The 18,393-nt window shown below is 35.0% G+C and carries 13 protein-coding genes; 3 read left to right on the top strand and 10 right to left on the bottom strand.

Features of this window, described 5'->3' with window-relative positions:
• Positions 1–262: 262 nt before the first annotated feature.
• Positions 263–913, top strand: a complete 651-nt coding sequence (locus ACNRYB_RS13895) for a VOC family protein (RefSeq protein WP_473727595.1) — start codon at positions 263–265, stop codon at positions 911–913.
• Between the two features lie 99 nt (positions 914–1,012).
• On the opposite strand, the gene ACNRYB_RS13890 is transcribed toward ACNRYB_RS13895, so the two are convergent.
• The 5 genes from ACNRYB_RS13890 to ACNRYB_RS13870 all read right to left on the bottom strand — a co-directional run bounded on the left by ACNRYB_RS13890 (position 1,013) and on the right by ACNRYB_RS13870 (position 9,515).
• On the bottom strand, positions 1,013–3,013 hold the full coding sequence (locus ACNRYB_RS13890) for a heavy metal translocating P-type ATPase (RefSeq protein WP_473727594.1): 2,001 nt from the start codon (positions 3,011–3,013) through the stop codon (positions 1,013–1,015).
• A 292-nt stretch (positions 3,014–3,305) separates the two neighbouring features.
• Positions 3,306–4,559: an efflux RND transporter periplasmic adaptor subunit gene (locus tag ACNRYB_RS13885; protein ID WP_473727593.1), complete on the bottom strand. Its 1,254-nt coding sequence runs from the start codon at positions 4,557–4,559 to the stop codon at positions 3,306–3,308.
• A 2-nt stretch (positions 4,560–4,561) separates the two neighbouring features.
• Positions 4,562–5,800 carry a TolC family protein gene (locus ACNRYB_RS13880; RefSeq protein ID WP_473727592.1) on the bottom strand — a complete coding sequence of 413 codons (1,239 nt, stop codon included), beginning with the start codon at positions 5,798–5,800 and terminating at the stop codon, positions 4,562–4,564.
• A 163-nt stretch (positions 5,801–5,963) separates the two neighbouring features.
• Positions 5,964–9,083, bottom strand: coding sequence for an efflux RND transporter permease subunit (locus tag ACNRYB_RS13875; RefSeq protein ID WP_473727591.1), 3,120 nt, complete (start codon positions 9,081–9,083; stop codon positions 5,964–5,966).
• 108 nt (positions 9,084–9,191) lie between these two features.
• Positions 9,192–9,515, bottom strand: coding sequence for a DUF6660 family protein (locus ACNRYB_RS13870; protein ID WP_317126351.1), 324 nt, complete (start codon positions 9,513–9,515; stop codon positions 9,192–9,194).
• 291 nt (positions 9,516–9,806) lie between these two features.
• On the opposite strand from ACNRYB_RS13870, the gene ACNRYB_RS13865 reads away from it, so the two are divergent.
• Positions 9,807–10,928 carry a hypothetical protein gene (locus tag ACNRYB_RS13865; protein ID WP_343706057.1) on the top strand — a complete coding sequence of 374 codons (1,122 nt, stop codon included), beginning with the start codon at positions 9,807–9,809 and terminating at the stop codon, positions 10,926–10,928.
• A gap of 13 nt (positions 10,929–10,941) precedes the next feature.
• Positions 10,942–11,706 (top strand): porin family protein, encoded by a 765-nt coding sequence (locus ACNRYB_RS13860; RefSeq protein WP_129746856.1) that lies wholly within the window; start codon positions 10,942–10,944, stop codon positions 11,704–11,706.
• A 48-nt stretch (positions 11,707–11,754) separates the two neighbouring features.
• Here ACNRYB_RS13860 and ACNRYB_RS13855 read toward each other — a convergent pair whose 3' ends face one another.
• The 5 genes from ACNRYB_RS13855 to ACNRYB_RS13835 are packed head-to-tail and all read right to left on the bottom strand — an operon-like array spanning position 11,755 to position 18,328.
• Entirely contained in the window at positions 11,755–12,348 is a 594-nt protein-coding gene (locus ACNRYB_RS13855) for a chemotaxis protein CheB (RefSeq protein ID WP_129746857.1), read from the bottom strand.
• Positions 12,327–13,139, bottom strand: coding sequence for a CheR family methyltransferase (locus ACNRYB_RS13850; RefSeq protein ID WP_129746858.1), 813 nt, complete (start codon positions 13,137–13,139; stop codon positions 12,327–12,329). The genes ACNRYB_RS13855 and ACNRYB_RS13850 overlap by 22 nt, the downstream gene beginning before the upstream one ends.
• Complete coding sequence (locus tag ACNRYB_RS13845) at positions 13,136–13,513, bottom strand: response regulator (RefSeq protein WP_473727590.1); 378 nt, start codon at positions 13,511–13,513, stop codon at positions 13,136–13,138. Before ACNRYB_RS13845 ends, ACNRYB_RS13850 begins: the two co-directional genes overlap by 4 nt.
• A gap of 17 nt (positions 13,514–13,530) precedes the next feature.
• Positions 13,531–17,097: a response regulator gene (locus ACNRYB_RS13840; protein ID WP_343706052.1), complete on the bottom strand. Its 3,567-nt coding sequence runs from the start codon at positions 17,095–17,097 to the stop codon at positions 13,531–13,533.
• Positions 17,098–17,113: 16 nt separating this feature from the next.
• On the bottom strand, positions 17,114–18,328 hold the full coding sequence (locus ACNRYB_RS13835; RefSeq protein WP_129746861.1) for a hybrid sensor histidine kinase/response regulator: 1,215 nt from the start codon (positions 18,326–18,328) through the stop codon (positions 17,114–17,116).
• Positions 18,329–18,393: the final 65 nt, after the last annotated feature.

Genomic DNA, 18,393 nt, shown 5'->3' with positions numbered 1-18,393 from the left:
CCCATTTCTTTATGAAATGGGCTTTTTTTATTTCTACACGATAATTTCAAGATGAAAGTTTTTTAGATAATCTTACAACAATTACTCTCTATCTTTTTGTAGCTTTATAGACTATTTAAAGATGCCATTCAGCGCCAATCCATAATTATTTACTATCTTTTTATTGGTACATAAAATACCTCTTTAACCTTGATATTATTGGCATTTCTTAAATTTGACTAGAACTCAAAAGAAGCTTTTTCTTTTATAAAATTTCACTGCCATGAGAATAGATCAGATACAAATTAAAACAAACGATATTCAAAAAACAAAAGCATTTTATCAGAACGTTTTTGGACTTTTCATTCTAGAAAATGACCAAAAGTCGATAACGTTTCAGGCCGGAACTTCCATTTTAAAATTTATTGAAGATCCAGATTTTAACTCCATATATCATTTTGCTTTTAATATTCCTGAAAATAAGCTTGAAGAAGCCATTCAATGGTGCAAAGGCAAAGTAGATTTAATTGTTTTAGAAGATAAAAGCGTCGTTACCAATTTCGAAAATTGGAATGCACATTCTATATATTTCTTCGATCACAACGGAAATCTACTCGAATTCATTGCTCGACATGATCTTAATAATGAACAAGTTGGCGAGTTTAATTCTGCTTCGATTTTAAACATAAGCGAAATCGGAATTGTTACCGAAAGTCCATTACAATTTGGAAAACAATTAATAGAAGAACACGGACTGCATTTCTTTACTCAAAATACCAATACCGATAAATTTGCTGCTATAGGCGATCATGAAGGTTTATTGATTCTAGTTCAACCTACTAGAAATTGGTATCCCACTCAAATTCCTTCTGAAAGTAATCCGATCGAAATAACATTAGAACATGACGAAAGCATTGTTAATCTAAAATTTTAATTCCAAAATCTGCCAAACCTGCTAAATCTGCTAGAAAATTATTTCTTGTCTCTCGCAGATTTAGCAGATTCGAGAGATTTTTAAACTTTAAATTAGTTTCTAAAACTTCATTCTTTGAATTCTTACGGCATTTAAAATTGCTAATAACGCCACTCCAACGTCGGCGAAAACAGCTTCCCACATTGTGGCAAGTCCGCCCGCGCCAAGAATTAAGACAAAAGCTTTAACTACAAATGCCAAAGTAATATTCTGCCAGACAATCTTTTTGGTTTGTTTTCCGATATTGATTGCCATTGCTATTTTGCTAGGTTTATCATCTTGAATAACCACATCGGCAGTTTCAATTGCGGCGTCACTTCCTAAACCTCCCATTGCAATTCCAACTGTACTTAACGCAATTACAGGGGCATCGTTTACTCCATCGCCTACAAAAGCAATCGTTTCGTTTTTGGCTTTAATTTCGTTGACTTTATTGACTTTATCTTCTGGAAGCAAATCTCCAAAAGCTTTTGTGATTCCCAATTTATCGGCAACAAACTGAACCACATTCGTTTTGTCTCCGCTCAGCATAGTCAATTTTACACCTAAAGATTTTAACTTAGAAACCGTTTCTTTTGCATCTGCTTTAATTTCATCTGCAATAGTCAAATAGCCTGCAAATTTTCTATCAAAAGCAATGGCAATTGTAGTATAAACAATTGAGGACGGATCAATATCATACGAAATCGAATATTTATCCAACAATTTAAAGTTACCTACATGCAATTCTTTTCCGTTGTAAAAAGCTTTTAATCCGTGGCCTGAAATTTCTTCAATATCTATTAATTCTACTGAAGAATCAATTGGTCCAACATGATTGTGAATTGCTGTTGCTACAGGATGCGAACTTTTATTTTCTAAAACATTAATCAGTTTTAAGATTTCGTCTTTATCAAATTCAGGTTTAATGATGACTTCTTGAACTTTAAAAACACCTTCGGTCATAGTTCCTGTTTTGTCTACCACGACATTCTGAATCGTCGAAATACTGTCAAGGAAATTACTTCCTTTAAACAGAATTCCGTTTCTGCTCGCAGCGCCAATTCCACCAAAATATCCAAGCGGAATACTAATAACCAAAGCGCACGGACAAGAAATCACAAGAAAAACCAACGATCTGTAAAGCCAATCTGTGAAAACATAATTATCAACAAAAAGCATCGGAATCAAGCAAATTCCAATTGCTAAAAACACTACAATTGGCGTATAAATTTTAGCAAACTTTCTGATAAACAATTCTGCTGGCGCTTTTTTGGTTGTGGCGTTTTGTACCAATTCCAAAATTTTAGACAATTTACTGTCGCTGTAAGCTGTTGTTACTTTTACCTCAGCGATCGTATTTCCGTTTATCATTCCTGCCAAAACAGTTTCGCCTTTCTTCTTGGTATCAGGCTTGCTTTCTCCCGTTAAAGCCGCAGTATTGAATGAAGCAAAATCGGATAACAATTCGCCATCCAAACCCAATTTTTCGCCTGCTTTTAGCTGAATAATAGCTCCAATCTGAACGTCTTTGGCTTTGACTTTTACTGCAACATTGTTTTCTAAAACATGCACCTCATCTGGGCGCTGATCCAATAGGCTTTTAATACTCGATTTTGCTCGATTAACTGCCATTCCTTGAAAAGTTTCGCCAATCGTATAAAACAACATAACAGCAACACCTTCTGGATATTCTCCAATGGCAAAAGCTCCAATTGTAGCAATGCACATGAGAAAAAACTCAGAGAAAATGTCTCCTTTTACAATGCTTTCGTATGCTTCTCTCAAAACAGGAAGTCCGACTGGAAGATACGCAATTGCATACCACACAATTCTAACATAACCTGTAAACCAATCTTGCGGAAAATAATTATCAAAACCAATTCCGATAATCAATAAAACAAAAGATATAATGGATGGTAGAAACAATTTAAATAGATTACCGCTTGCATTGTGTTCATGATCATGTCCTCCGTGGTCGTGTCTGTCATTATCAGAATGTACGGGCTCGTCATGCGAACAACAGCAGGAAGGTTTGGCTTTATTTTTTGCAGTTTTTATTTCTTTATCTTGATGTATCATTTTTTCAGTTTCATTTTTCTGGTTTCATGTTTTTGCTGTTCTGAAACTCTGTTTAAATAATGTTCTAAATTTAAGCATTTTGTGGGAAAGTTTATTGCCACAAAGGCGCTAAGGCACAAAGTTTTTTTTCTCATTTTTTGTCATTTCTACGAAGGAGAAATCTCCGCGAGAAACTCCACAAAGATTGGATTTTAGGAACGGAGCTACTTGTGGAGATTTCTCCTTCGTCGAAATGACAAATAGTTCGTTTATTCTCTATATAAAAAACTTAGCGTCTTCGTGGCAAAAATAGCTAGTGTGTATGCTCTCCTCCGCCTTTCATTGCTGAAAGCAGATAAAATGCACCTTTTGTCACGATTTTAGCATTTGCAGAAATATCATTTACAAACTTCACTTCGGTAAAACCTAAATCAGTTGTTCCCGGAATTACTTCTATCGCTTTAAAATGCACTTCTTGCTCGTGTACTTCTTCTTTTTCACCTTCTTTATGATCGTGTTTTTCTTCGGCTTTTTCATCTTCTTGAACAAAAACAAAATATTTATCTGCATTTTTGACAACAGCATCTTTCGGAAGCGCTGGAACAGTCGCATTAACAATATTGATATTTGCCGAAACATACATTCCCGGAATCAGACCTTTAGCGTCAGCGGGATCAATTTTAGCGTGAACGGCAACGGTTTTACTTTCGTTAGAAAAAGATTTATTGATTCCGAAAATCTTTCCTTTAATAGATTTATTGGACTGATTTGTTAAGACAAAATCAATCACCTGACCAATTGAAATAGAACCTAAATCTTTCTCATAAACATTCAAATCCAAATGCATTTGACTGTTGTCAACGACTTCAAATAGTGAAACTCCTGTGTTCGCAAAAGCACCTTTAGCAATATTAATTTTTCCAACATAACCATTTATAGGCGAAACAATTGGCACAACCGATGTCGTTCCTTTTGTATTGACATGTAAGGCGTCCAGCTTATTCTTTGCCGCTTGTGCACGAGCTCTTTCGGCTGCTAGTTTAGCTTTCACTTCTTGAAAAGTCTTTCTCGGATTGACATTTTCGTCGCTCAAAGTCTTCTGACGGTTGTATTCTAACTGCAGATATTCAACATTAGCAACAGCTGACTGATAATCTTCCTGCATTCCGATAACTTCCAGATTTTGAATTGTTGCCAAGACTTTGCCTTTATTTACATATGTTCCTTCCAAAACAAAAATATCTTTTACCGTTCCGCCAATCAAAGTCGAAACTTCAGCAGAATTTTGCGGAGGAACTGTCGTGTAACCATTTGCTTTAATGACTTTATTTAGGTTTCTATCTTCTACAAATCCTGTCTCAATTCCAACTGTTTTAGCTTGAGAAACGGTTAAAGCTACTTCTGTAGTTGATTTTTCTTCCTCCTGTGGTTCTTCTGCTTTCTTTTCGTTACAACTTGTTAAGGTAACCGCAAGGATCGCAAAGACAAAACGCAAGGAAATTAAACTTTGCGCTCTTTGCGAAACCTTAGCGCTCTTTGCGGTTAAATTCATAAGTATATTTTTCATGATTAATTGTTTTTGATAGTTGGAAATTGAAGTTCGATGGCACTTTGATTGTAGCTGTGCGTTGCCTCCGCAAATTGTTTCTTAATGTCAATTGCCTGATTTAAAAAGCTGATGTACGACCAGTAACTCATATCGCCGTTAGCATAGCTTTTCTGAGCTGTTTCAATAATCTGATCGGCATAATGCAAACCTTCATTTTGGAAATACGCTAAGTTTTTCTGCTGTTTCTGAAAGTTGTTCTGCAATTCTTCTCGTTGCAGATTCAGCATCATTTTGTTTCTATCTAAAGCTAGTTGAGACTGTGAAACATTGATTTCTGCGGCTTTTGCTTTAGTCGTATTAACGCCTCCAAACAACGGAATCTGCAATCCTGCTGTAAAACCCTGAAACAGCGATTCTGTGTTAATAGTTTGCGCAAAATATCCCAAACCAACTTTTGGTGTTCGCAACGCCTTAAATGTTCCCGCTTCTTTCTGATAAACTGAAATCTGCTGCTGATAAAAATCGGTCATTAGAGCTTCTGCTTTTGTATTTTCTTGATTTTCTATAAAAGTGTATTGCAAAGCGGTATTTGAATCAGGAACAATATTTTCATCTGTCTGAATGAAAAACTGTAATTGTTTCTGATAAATAGCCAAATCGTATTCTAACTGCGCTTTCTGCGTTTCAATTTCTTTTACTTTGGCTTTCGCGCTAATTACTTCTATATTTCCGCTTTCTCCGGTTTTAAAACGCAGTTCGGCATTTTTTAGAAATTTCGTATAAATATCATTCAATTCTGAATTGAGTTTTTGAATTGAAACGCCGTACAAATACTGATAATATGCCAATGTAACCGCTTTTTCAATTTCATAAGAAGACAAAGCTTTTCGTTTTTCGGCGAGTTTAGCCAATTCTTCCTGCAATTGTCGGTTGGCTTTTGTAATATTTCCTAACGGAAAAAACTGCTGCACGGAAACATTATGGTCAAAATCGGCACTATTAAATTGACCGCCCTGATACTGCACTTGAAGCGGATCTGGCTGAAAAGCTGCTTTTTTGAGAACGGTTTGTTTTTCGATTTCTTTATCGGCAATTTTTAAGTCGATGTTGTTTGATTTGGCAAGTTCTATGGCTTTTTCCAGACTTATCGTTTGCTGTGCAAATGTTGCTGTTCCTGCCAATAGAAACGCAATTAATCGCAATCCCGATATCCATCGGGAGTAAAACTTTTTCTGTACTTTATTAATTAAATTTTTCATTTTTATAATTTTTGTTTCACGCAGATTTTAAACAGATTTAAGCTGATAAACGCAGATTATTAATTAAAATCAAAATTAAATCTGCTTCAATCTGCAGAATCTGCGTGAAAAATCTTTTTTACATTCAGCAGTAAATTATCTAATTATCAAATTTTCTCATTTACTAATTATCTCTGCGGTTAAATCTCTCCAACAATAAATACAAAATCGGCAAAACGATTAAGGTTAATAAAGTTGCCGAGATTAATCCGCCGATTACTACGGTTGCCAGTGGTTTTTGCACTTCTGCTCCTCCACTTGTAGATAATGCCATTGGAAGAAATCCTAAAGAAGCCACCGCTGCGGTCATTAAAACGGGACGCAGACGTGTTTTGGTTCCGATCAGGATTCTCTGAAACGGATCTGTAATTCCTTCTGTTTTTAATTGATTAAAATATGAAATCAGAACAATTCCGTTGAGGACCGCAATTCCAAATAAAGCAATAAAACCAATTCCGGCAGAAATACTAAACGGCATTCCTCTCAGCGAAAGCGCAAAAACACCTCCAATAGCCGATAACGGAATCGCACTAAAAATCAGCAACGCTTGTTTGGCGCTTTTAAAAGTGAAATACAGTAAAACCAAAATAAGTCCTAAAGCGATTGGCAAGGCTACAGAAAGCCTTTTGGATGCTTCAATCAGATTTTCAAATTGTCCTCCATAAGTGACATAATAACCTGCAGGAAGTTTAAAACTTTTATCGAGTTTTGCCTGAATTTCTTCGACAACGCTTTTAATATCTCTTCCGCGAACGTTTAATCCAACTGTGATTCTTCTTTTTCCATCTTCACGGATGACCTGCACAGGGCCTTGTTCGTATTCAACAGAAGCCACTTGAGACAAAGGAACTTGTTGGCCGTTTGGAAGCGGAATAAACAAATTGCTGACATCTGTGATATCTCCTCGATTGTTTTCGTCCATTCTAACTACAACATCAAACCTTTTGCTTTCGTCATAAATCTTTCCTGCCACTTCTCCGGCAAAAGACGAACGGATGATTTGGTTGATATCAGAAATGTTCAGTCCGTAAAGGGCAATTTTATCGTAATCGTATTTGATTGTAATCTGAGGCAATCCAGTAACTTTATCAGCTTTTAAATCGCCGATCCCTTCAATTCCTTTTATTTTCGAAATCAATTCTGTTGCTTTAGCGTCAAGAATCTCCAAATCATCACCAAAAATTTTGATCGCAATATCAGATCGGCTTCCTGTCATTAATTCATTAAAACGCATCTGAATTGGCTGCGAGATTTCGATATTTGCTCCCGGAATAATTTCCATTTCTTCTTTCATGGCATTAGCCAATTCTTCCCAATTACGATATTTGCCTCTCCATTCTTTTTTGTCTTTTAAAACAATAATCAAATCACCACTTTCAATTGGCATTGGATCAGTCGGAATTTCACCGCTTCCTATTTTGGTCACAATGGTTTTGATTTCTGGGAATTTGGCTTTTAGAATCTGTTCGTATTTAGTCGCTGTTTCAACCATCTGCGTAAGCGAACTTCCCGTCATAATAGTAGCATTGATTGCCAAATCGCCTTCTTCGATTGTCGGAATAAATTCACCACCCATATTTTGGAAAATGACAAAGGCTAAAGCAAATAATCCAACCGCAACAGAAAGCACTACTTTTTTAAATTCTAAAGCTTTTTTCAATAAAGGCGTATAACGGCTTTCTAACCAAGCAATCATACGGTCGCTAAAGTTTTCTTTGTGTTCTGTTTTTTTGGAAAGAAACAAAGCGCTCATCATCGGGATATAAGTCAGCGAAAGAATAAATGCTCCAATAATGGCAAAACCAACTGTCATAGCCATTGGTTTGAACATTTTTCCTTCGGTTCCAATTAAAGCTAGAATTGGCAAATACACAATCAGGATAATAATTTCACCAAAAGCCGCACTATTTCTAATTTTCGAAGCCGAATTATACACCTCAACATCCATTTCTTCCTGCGTTAATTCTTTTTTATTTTTGAATTTCTGAAGATGGTGCATCGTAGCTTCTACAATAATTACGGCTCCGTCGACTATGATTCCGAAATCTATGGCACCGAGACTCATTAAGTTTCCGCTTACGCCAAAGGCATTCATTAAAATAACGGCAAATAGCATTGCCAGAGGAATAACAGAAGCGACAATCAGTCCTGCGCGGAGGTTTCCTAAGAATAAAATCAGAACAAAAATTACGATTAAAGCTCCTTCTAATAAATTCTTTGTAATCGTTTTAATGGAATTATCAACGAGTTTTCCTCTGTCAATAAAAGCTTCTGCAACAACTCCTTCTGGGAGACTTTTGTTAATCTGAGCCATTTTTTCATGCACACGATTAACCACAGCACTGGAGTTTTCACCTTTTAACATCAAAACCAAACCAGAAACAATTTCTCCTTTTCCGTCTTTAGTTGATGCTCCGTAACGCAATGCAATGCCCTCGCGAACCTGTGCTACATTTCGAACCAAAACGGGTGAACCATTTCGGTTTTTTACCACTACATTTTCAAGATCTTTAATGCCTTTTGCCATTCCGACACCACGAATAAAATAAGTGTATTGATCTTTTTCAATGTAAGCTCCCCCAGTATTTTGATTGTTTTTTTCTAACGCATCAAAAATTTCGGTAATCGTAACGCCCAAACTATTGAGCATATTTGGGTTTACAGCAATTTCGAACTGTTTGAGTTTTCCTCCCCAAGAACTTACTTCGGCGACACCTTTAATTCCCTGCAATTGCGGAATAATAATCCAATCCTGAATAGTTCTTAGTTCAATTGCGCTGTATTTGTTTTCGTAGCCTTTTTTGGCATACACGTCATATTGGTAAATTTCTCCTAAACCTGTAGAAATTGGCGCCAATTCGGGAGAATTTACATAATCAGGAATATTTTCTTCGGCTTGTTTTAAGCGTTGAAATATCTGTTCACGAGCCCAGTAAATGTCTACATCGTCTTCAAAAACAACGGTTACAACCGATAATCCGAAACGTGAAATACTGCGGAGTTCTATTACTTTTGGAACTGTTTTTACAGCTCTTTCTAAAGGATAAGTTATTAATTGTTCGACTTCCTGACTTGCTAATGTTGGTGCAGTGGTAATAATCTGAACCTGATTGTTGGTTACATCTGGCAGGGCATCGAGCGGTAATTTTTTAAGCGAATAGCTTCCCCAAGCAATTAGCACAAGGGTAAATAATAGTATAACGAATTTGTTTCGTATACTAAACTGAATGATTTTATCTAACATTTGAATATATAATGACGTGAGAAATTAGACAATTAAATTGTCTGTAAATGTGTGGAAAGTCCACAACTCTCTCGCCCGTTTCCGATTTTTATCGGACAGGCATAATCATTATGCTATCTGAGGGGGTTGCCAAATACTTCCGTAGAAATTAGAAGTAAAAACAGAATTGTAGCTTGGTAAAGCTATTGAAATTTGATTGTATACTTTAGGAAATTCGAAAATTACAGCAGAATGGTAACTTAAAACTTGCGCGCCACAACAATTGCAGGCACAAAATGGAGAACATAAATCATTTGTTTTATCATGCGAATGATTGTCTTCTGACGCAAACTGAGCTGTTTTATGCATAGCACTGTTTACTTCCATATCTGCACATGGCATATTAGATAATGCCATCAGGTAAATCGACAATATGATTGTTATCCATTTCACAGGTGTAAAAATACAATTTTCCAATTAAATATTAATGTCAAAATTAAAAATAATCTCTTCAGTAATGGTCTGAAAATTATTTCATTAGTTTTTTATTTTATCTAAAAAAATTGTGCGAGGTAAGAAAATTTCGTTAACTTTAACAATAATTTTAACAATTCTTTAAGTTCCCTAATTTTAAATCCTAAAAAATCATTTTCTATAAGCCAAAAAAATAACAAAGATTTCTTTACACAATTAGTACCATTTATTTTTCGCAGTTTAATTAATTAATTTTAAATATTCTAATCAATGAAATGTAATACACTAATATCAGCCTCTTTATTATTTTTCAGCATGCAAATTTTCGGACAGGTTTATACCGATAAAATTGTAGGAGAAAAAAATCAACCGTTAAAAGACAGTCTTAAAACAGAAAAATATCCTTATGCTCTTCCTATTTGGGGAGAAAAAGTAGCTCAAAAAGGCTACAAACTTCCTTATTCTGCCGGAGTTTCTGTGAATTATTTCTGGCAGGAATCTGAAATTGTCATTAATGATTTAAATATTGGGTTTAATCATGGCCCTCAATATAACTTAGATGAAATTGTACGATTTGATAAATCAACCGTTGAAGCTGGGGCACTTACTATAAGACCAGATATATGGCTGCTTCCTTTTTTAAATATTTATGGAATTTTCGGAAAGGCCAAAACGGCAACTAAAATTAATGCTGGCATTTGGGTTCCGGACGCAGATAATAATTGGTCTGAAATTGCAAATTTCAGCACCAAAGCAAATTTTGATGCTACTACTTTTGGTATTGGTATGACACCAACAATTGGTATTGGCGGTGGCTGGCTGGCTCTGGATATGAATATGGCTTGGACTGATATTAGTTCGCTAGATAAACCTGCTTTTTCTTATGTTTTTGGCCCAAGATTAGGAAAAACATTTAAATTCAATAAACCAGACACAAATATAGCGATTTGGGTTGGAGGTTTCAGAGTCCATATTTCTGGGGACACTAATGGAGACTTACCTTTATCTGATTTTATTGATCTAAGCAGTGCTCAGGCTAAAGTGGACAATGGTCTTCAAAAAGTATCTGAAAATCAAACAAAAGTAGATAATTGGTGGGATAGTTTAACTCCTGCTGAACAAAAAAATCCGGTTAATATTGCCAAACATAATACTGCTGACAGGGCTTTAGAAAGAGCAGGAACATTCTTGGCAACTCTGGACGGTGCATTGAGCACAGCCTCAGACTCATCTGTTCAATATTCACTTCAAAAAAGACCTAAAGATATGTGGAACTTTATTATCGGGTCTCAATATCAATTCAGCAAGCATGTTATGTTTCGTGCAGAATGCGGTTTCTTAGGCTCTCGTACACAAGTTCTGGGCAGTCTTCAGTACCGTTTTGGACTTTAAATTCATGAATTGTATGAAAAAAGGTTTTCTAATCCTTATCACATTTTTTAGCATTACTACGGCGCAGTCGCAAGTTTTGATTTCCTTGATATTTGGAGACAAACTCAATTCGGAATTTTTAGAATTTGGTTTGGAAGGTGGCGCTAATTTTTCTACGATTTCAAATATGGGATCTTCTGCCTTAAATCCAGGTTTTAATCTTGGTTTTTATTTTGATCTCAGATCGAGAAAAAATCCTGCTTGGATGATCAATACGGGAGTAATTGTAAAATCGCCAATGGGTGCAAAAGACATTCCAGTGTATTCATTGAATGATGAAAATCTGGACAATACTTTTGCCGGCGGACATGTCAATCGTGAAATTCGTTATTTTAACGTTCCGATATTAATTAAATACCAGTTCAAAAATAATATCTATCTTAAAACAGGGCCACAATTTGGTTTATTGGCCAAAGCCTTTGATGAGTTCAAAAACGAAATCAACAAAGACGACGTGGTTTATAAGAAAAACATCAGAGACCAAATTCATGTTATAGATGCCGGACTTGCCTTTGGCGCCGGCTATCACATGAATGTTGGGAACGGTTTAAATATTACAGTTCAATATTACTACGGACTTGTTACAGTAATGAAAGGAGACGGTCCAAATAATCAATATAACAGGTCTTTATATGTTACCGCAGGATTGCCTATTGGAAAAGGGAAAGCGGCACAGAAAAGAGCTCAGAAAGAAGCTGAACTTAATAAAGTGGTTCTTCCTGAAGATGAAAAAAATTAAGAGATTGAAGATTTTAGATTTCTTCCATCTGAAATCAAAAATCGTTAATCAAAAATCAGTAATATTAATTTCTTTAATAAATTCAAGAATTTCTTCGGTTTTTAAAACAAAATCTGGAACTGTATGTAGAATTGCATTATTAGGCATAAAAGGCATTTCTGCAGAAAGCGGATTCTGCACTACACTTATACCGCCAGCGGCCTGAATTGCACGAAGCCCAATTGTTCCATCTGAATTGGAACCTGAAAGCAATATTCCAACCAAATGTTCACTATATATTTCTGCAGCCGACTCAAAAGAAACATCTATGCTTGGTCTGCTATAATTTACTTTTTCTGAAGTGTCTAATGAAAGTGTTCCGTCTTTCTCAAACAGTAAATGATAATTGGAAGGTGCGATATAGAGAAAACCAGATTCTAGTTTTACTTTGTCTTCTACTTCTTTTACAATGATTTTAGATTTTAAAGCAATTAAGCTTTCTAAGGTTTGCTCGTCTGAGTTTTTTCTGTGAACTACAATTACAACAGCAAATGAGATTGATTTTTCTATAAAAGGCAAAATCTGCAATAATGCCTGTAAACTTCCAGCCGAACCTCCAATTATTACTACTTTACAATTTGTTATTCTTTTATTTTTCTCCATATTTTCTCTTTAGCAAATTGTTTGTATTTGGTTTGAGATATAGAATACTTTATCGTTTCTTTTGTTCCGAGTGCCAAAAAACCCAAAACAGCCAGACTGTCATCAAATAGATTAACAACTCTTTTTTGTAGATTATTATCAAAATAAATTAAAACATTGCGGCATAAAATAAGGTCAAACTCATTAAATGAAGTGTCTGAAACTAAATTATGCTGTGAGAAAACCATTTTCTCAGAAAGGCTTTCGTTAAACTTTGCGAAGCCGTAATTGGCAATATAATAATCTGAAAAATCATGCAGACCACCCGCATCACGATAATTATCCGCATAATCTTTTATCATTCGCAACGGAAAAATACCGCTTTTGGCTGTTTCTAGCACCGAAGCATTTATATCTGTTGCGTATAATATAGATTTATGCAATAGTCCTGCTTCTTTTAGCATAATCGCCATCGAATATACTTCTTCTCCCGTAGAACACCCTGCATGCCAAATACGGATAAAAGGCTTGGTTCCTAATAACGGAAGGATTTCTTTTCTAAGTGTAAGGTAAAATGACGGATCTCGAAACATCTCTGTCACGTTGACCGTAATTTCGTCAATCATTCTTTTGCAATATTCTGGATCTGTACGGACTTTAGACAAAAAATCATGAAAATGCTTAAATCCATCCAAAGTAAAAACCCTACTTACACGTCTTTTGAGTGATGCTCTGGAGTAACTTCCAAAATCAAAACCGTAATATTCGTAAACATCATTTATAAGGGTTTCCAGTTCAATATCTTCAATCATAATTCATTTAAATTTCCTCCCAAGATCTGAAGTAATTTATCAACATCTACAGGTTTTGAGATGTAGGCATCTGCTCCAGCTTGTAAACATTTTTCTTTATCTCCTGCCATTGCCTGTGCTGTTACGGCAACCACCAATGTAGATTCTTGTGATGGAATTGCTTTTATAAGCGGAATTGCTTCATAACCATCCATTTCAGGCATCATCATATCTATCAAAACGACATCTATCGATGAGTCTTCTTTTAATATTTTTAAAGCTTCTTCGGCACTTAGACAAGATACACATTCATAAGATTTTGCTTTTAAGGTATTTACCATAGCAAAAATATTCCTTGAATCATCATCTACAATCAACACACGTTTTTTTCCCATTTAAAGCATTTTAAAGATTAGATTTTATCATAAAGCCATACTCGCAGCAATGATAACAGCTGGTCAACATCTACAGGTTTTGTAATATAATCTGAGGCTCCAGCCTTAATACATTTTTCTCTATCACCGGTCATTGCTTTGGCCGTTACTGCTATTACTGCTAAGTTAAGAAATTTAGGATTGCTTCTTATCTTTTCCGCTGTTTCATAGCCGTCCATATTTGGCATCATCATGTCTAACAATACAACATCTGTGTCTGGATTTTCATCCAAAATTTTGATGGCTTCTTTTCCGTCAAAAGCCGTAATTACATTCATTTTAAATGCTTCTAGAGCTTTTGAAAGCGAATATATATTTCGCACATCATCATCTACAATCAATACTTTTTTCTCAAACAGAATGTTGTTTAGCGAATTCAGTTTCTTATGGTTCTCTTTTTGACTATTTCCATCTTTCTTTTCTTCAACTAAATGAAGGAAAAGCGAAACCTCATCAAGCATTCTTTGGTATGAATGTGCCGTTTTTACAATTATAGAGTCAGCATATTTTCTGATCTTTAATTCTTCTTTTATCGACAAACTTTTTCCTGTAAAAACAATTACTGGCAGATTCTCTAATCCTGGACTTTTCTTCACGCCATCCAGAATCTCATAAGCTTGCTTATCTGGAATTCCCATATCCAGAATCACGCAGTCTACTTCTTCTTTGCTTAACGCCGATAAACCTGCCGAAACTTCACTTTTAATTTCAGAATTGATATTATAAGTTTCTAAGAAATAAGCCAATGCCTTTGCATGTTTTGGGTTATCTTCGATAATTAAAACCTTTTGAGATTCTTTATTGATAATATGTTCGATACGCATAAAAACCTCAGGAATTTTATCAAAAGCAACTGGTTTGTCTAAGAAATCTACAGCTCCTTTCAATAAACTCTCTTGCTTTAATTTGTGCGATGACATAATATGCACCGAAATATGTTTGGTTTGAGAATGATTTTTCAATTCTTCCAAAACTTCCCAACCACTCTTAATTGGAAGTTCAATATCCAATAGAATTCCGATTGGTTTATAGATTAAAGCAAAGTTCAACGCATAATCTCCTCTCACGGCAACCACTCCCTTGTAACCTTTTTTCTGAGTAAAAGCTAGTAACGATTTGGCAAAACTGATATCGTCTTCTACAATCAGAATCACTTTATCTCCTTCTACGATTGAATCTCTGTCGTCTTCAATTTCTTCTGGTACAACTTCGCTAATATATTTTGGTTTTACCTCTTCGCTTTCGGTGGTTTCTTCAACTTCTTCTGCATGCGGAATTTTATTAACCGAAACTTTATTGATTGCAAATCCAAAAACTGGAAGGCATAATGTAAATGTACTTCCTTCGTTGACTTTACTATTCAGGATGATTTCTCCTCTTAATAATTTAGCCAATTCACGACTAATTGATAATCCTAAACCAGTTCCGCCATATTTACGTTTTGTTGAACCATCAGCTTGTTGGAAAGCTTCAAAAATTAAAGGCTGTTTTTCTAACGGAATTCCGATTCCGGTATCTTTTACAATAAAGCAGATTATTTTATCATCGTCTGTATCTACCTTAATTTCAAGAGAAACAGTTCCTTTTTCGGTAAATTTAATGGCATTTGAAATCAGGTTTTTCAGAATTTGCTCCAAACGCATTTTATCTGTTTTAATAACAATCGGCGCTTCTTTGGCAATAATTTCAAAATTAATTCCCTTCTCTTTTGCCACCATATAGAACAAATTATGAAGGTTATCTGTAATTTCTTTAGTAGAAACGTCCAAAAATTCCAGATCCATTTTACCAGCTTCAATCTTAGATAAATCCAGAATTTCATCTATTAATCCAAGCAAACTGTTTCCTGAACTCTGAATTACTTTTGCAAATTCAATTTCTTCATTGTTCATCGTTTTGTTATTATTCTCAGACAATAAACGGCTCAACAATAAAATCGAATTCAGCGGTGTTCTCAACTCATGAGACATATTTGCCAAAAACTCAGATTTGTAGCGAGTTGTCAGCTCTAAAGCTTCAGATTTCTTTTGAATTTCTGTATTTTTCTCTTCTAATAAAACACTTCTTTCTGATAATTCTTCGTTGGTTTGTTCCAATTCCTCTTGTTGTACGCGAAGTTCTTCCTCCGAAGCCTGCAATTTTTCGGTCTGCGCTTCCAACTCTGCGTTTATGGCTTCCAATTCGCTATGCTGAATTTGCAATTCTTCTGCTTGAGATTTAGTTTCTTCAAGAAGTTCCATTACTCTTTTACGGTTTTGCGTTGCTTTCAAAGCAATTCCGATATTATTGGCAACCATATTTAAAAACTCTAACTGCAGCACAGAAAAACCATAAATACTCGCCAATTCAACTGCACCTTCTACTTTGAAATCCATTAGCGGAAGCGCCACAATATGAGTTGGCTTAATTTCTCCTAAGGCATAATTGATTTGAATATTATCTGGCGAAAGTGATTTCAATTCGAGCATTTTACCCGAAACAATTGCTTGCCCAATAAGCCCTTCACCTTTTTTAATGCGTTCTCTATTTTTACTTGGTATATAACTGTAGCCTCCAGAAATTGCCATTTCTTCTCCATCAACAACATACAGAACCCCAGCGCTACTATTGGTATATTGGCATAAAAATTCGATAACGTCTTTAGATAATTTCTGAATGGTTTTTTCGCCCAGCATTTTATCATTTAAAGCTGCAACTCCCGACTGAAGCCATTCTTTTTGAGATAATAACTCGAAAGAATTTTTCAACGAATCTTTCATTTCGTGAATAGATGTTCCGAGAGCACCAAGCGTATCGGCTTTTCTATCATCAATCTGAACATCATAATTTCCTCTCGAAATCTGAGACGCAATTCCTCCAATGACTTCAAGCCTTTCCGCAGTTTCTTTATCTTTATTGATCAATTCCTGCTGTAATAGAGATCTTTCGTTATAATCTTTCAGAATTCTAATCATGAAAACAATAGAAATAAGAACGGCAATAACAAAAGCAATAACAATCAAAATCAAGCTGTAAGTTCCGTAACGTTCTGAATTTGAGTTACGTTCTTGCAAAAGATTTTGTTCTGTATTTTCAATTTTCTTGATGATCGCTCTTATCTCGTTCATCATATTTCTTCCCTCATTCAGATCAAAAATCAACGTCTGCTTGCTTAAACGTTTTTTTACAATCTGATTGTTTAAATATTTAAAGAAACCTGAACGTTTTGTATTTAATTCTTCGAGCAGCTTTTGCTGTGAAGGATTATCAGACGTCAATTTATCTAATTTTTCAAAATAACTATTTGATTTGGATTCAGAGTCATTAAAACGATCTACAAACTGCTCGTCTCCTGTAAGTAGATACCCTCTCATGCTAGTTTGAGCTTCTGTTATAATCGACGAACCTTCATTTAGGTTATAAATTACATCTTGGGTATGATTGACCCAAAAGTTACTGTTTAATAAACTTTTGATACTAATAAATGAAGCTACAGAACTAATAGTAAGCACAAGAAGTGAAACCAGTGAACTAATTAATAAGTTTCTTTTAAAATTACCATTCATATATTTCTAAGTTATTTTATTCGTATTTTAAAGGAAGTACAATGATAAAACTTGCACCTTCTCCCTGTTTGCTTTTAGCCGTGATTAATCCGTTATGTTTTTCTATGATTTTCTTTGCAATTGCCAATCCGATTCCAGTTCCTTCATAGGTTTGGCGGTCATTTAAGCTTTGAAAGATAATAAAAATACGGTCAAGGTAAATTTCATCAAAACCAATTCCGTTATCTTTTACTGTAATTCTGCAAAATTTTCCTTCTGGAGAAGTCGGACTTTCGATTGTTTTCTCTAAAATGGTTTCAGAAGTAATCTCTATTATCGGTTTTTCTTCATTTCCAGAAAATTTCAAAGCATTACCAATCAAATTTTGAAAAACCTGGCGCATCTGACTCGGAATACTATCAATCGTTGGAAGTTCGTTGGTTTTTATTACAGCATTTTTGCGTTCAATCAGGTAATCAAAATCTCCAAGCACTTCTTGTAAAACCACATTTAAATCTGTTTTTTCAGGTTTTACCTGCGCCGAAAGTCTGGAATAGGCCAAAAGATCAGTAATTAAAGTCTGCATTCTCTCTGCCGATTTTATGGTTCGGTCTACATAATCTACTGCTTTGTCGTCTGCTTTTAAGTAAAGGTCTTTTATAATTTTAATGAAAATTTGGATTTTACGGATAGGCTCATTCAAATCGTGGGAAACAACCCAAGAAAACTGCTGCAGTTCATGATTTCGGAGTTCTAATTCTTCATTTTTCTGAACCAGTTCTTTGGTTCTTTCTGCAATTTTGATTTCCAGATTATCCTGCGCCTCTTTTCTAATCTTGATTTCTTTAGAAAGCAGGTCTTTCATCGCTTTCAATTCGTTTTGCTGTTCGTAGATTTTAAGGAAGGTCTTTACTTTAAGAATGAGTAAATCGCTATCTACAGGTTTTGTAATGTATTCAACAGCTCCTGTTTCGTATCCTTTAAAGATGTATTTTTTCTCAGTATTAAGGGCCGAGAGGAAAATAACAGGAATATCTTTTGTACGCTGATTTCCTGAAAGGATTTTTACCACTTCAAAGCCGTCAAGTCCGGGCATTTGAACATCCATAATAATCAGGCAGTAATCTGTCTTAAGAATTTTTTTAAGAGCTTCTTCTCCAGATTCGGCACTATCAACATCGATATTATGCAGCTCTAATGTTTTTTTTAGGGCGATAATATTTGCCCTTATATCGTCTACAATTAATACCATGATGGAAAGCTAAATCGGTTGTAAATCAAAATACTTAATTTTAAAATATTATAAAAATTTTCTTA

The organism is Flavobacterium sp. CR10 (assembly GCF_055814415.1).
Note: the sequence above shows the minus strand (reverse complement) of the source record. Positions and strands in the feature narration are given on the sequence as shown.

Excerpts from the sequence above, each read along its gene's own strand:
- ACNRYB_RS13895 (WP_473727595.1), top strand. The coding sequence starts at position 263 with ATGAGAATAGATCAGATACAAATTAAAACAAACGATATTCAAAAAACA.
- ACNRYB_RS13890 (WP_473727594.1), bottom strand. The coding sequence starts at position 3,013 with ATGATACATCAAGATAAAGAAATAAAAACTGCAAAAAATAAAGCCAAA.
- ACNRYB_RS13885 (WP_473727593.1), bottom strand. The coding sequence starts at position 4,559 with ATGAAAAATATACTTATGAATTTAACCGCAAAGAGCGCTAAGGTTTCG.
- ACNRYB_RS13880 (WP_473727592.1), bottom strand. The coding sequence starts at position 5,800 with ATGAAAAATTTAATTAATAAAGTACAGAAAAAGTTTTACTCCCGATGG.
- ACNRYB_RS13875 (WP_473727591.1), bottom strand. The coding sequence starts at position 9,083 with ATGTTAGATAAAATCATTCAGTTTAGTATACGAAACAAATTCGTTATA.
- ACNRYB_RS13865 (WP_343706057.1), top strand. The coding sequence starts at position 9,807 with ATGAAATGTAATACACTAATATCAGCCTCTTTATTATTTTTCAGCATG.
- ACNRYB_RS13860 (WP_129746856.1), top strand. The coding sequence starts at position 10,942 with ATGAAAAAAGGTTTTCTAATCCTTATCACATTTTTTAGCATTACTACG.
- ACNRYB_RS13855 (WP_129746857.1), bottom strand. The coding sequence starts at position 12,348 with ATGGAGAAAAATAAAAGAATAACAAATTGTAAAGTAGTAATAATTGGA.
- ACNRYB_RS13850 (WP_129746858.1), bottom strand. The coding sequence starts at position 13,139 with ATGATTGAAGATATTGAACTGGAAACCCTTATAAATGATGTTTACGAA.
- ACNRYB_RS13845 (WP_473727590.1), bottom strand. The coding sequence starts at position 13,513 with ATGGGAAAAAAACGTGTGTTGATTGTAGATGATGATTCAAGGAATATT.
- ACNRYB_RS13840 (WP_343706052.1), bottom strand. The coding sequence starts at position 17,097 with ATGAATGGTAATTTTAAAAGAAACTTATTAATTAGTTCACTGGTTTCA.
- ACNRYB_RS13835 (WP_129746861.1), bottom strand. The coding sequence starts at position 18,328 with ATGGTATTAATTGTAGACGATATAAGGGCAAATATTATCGCCCTAAAA.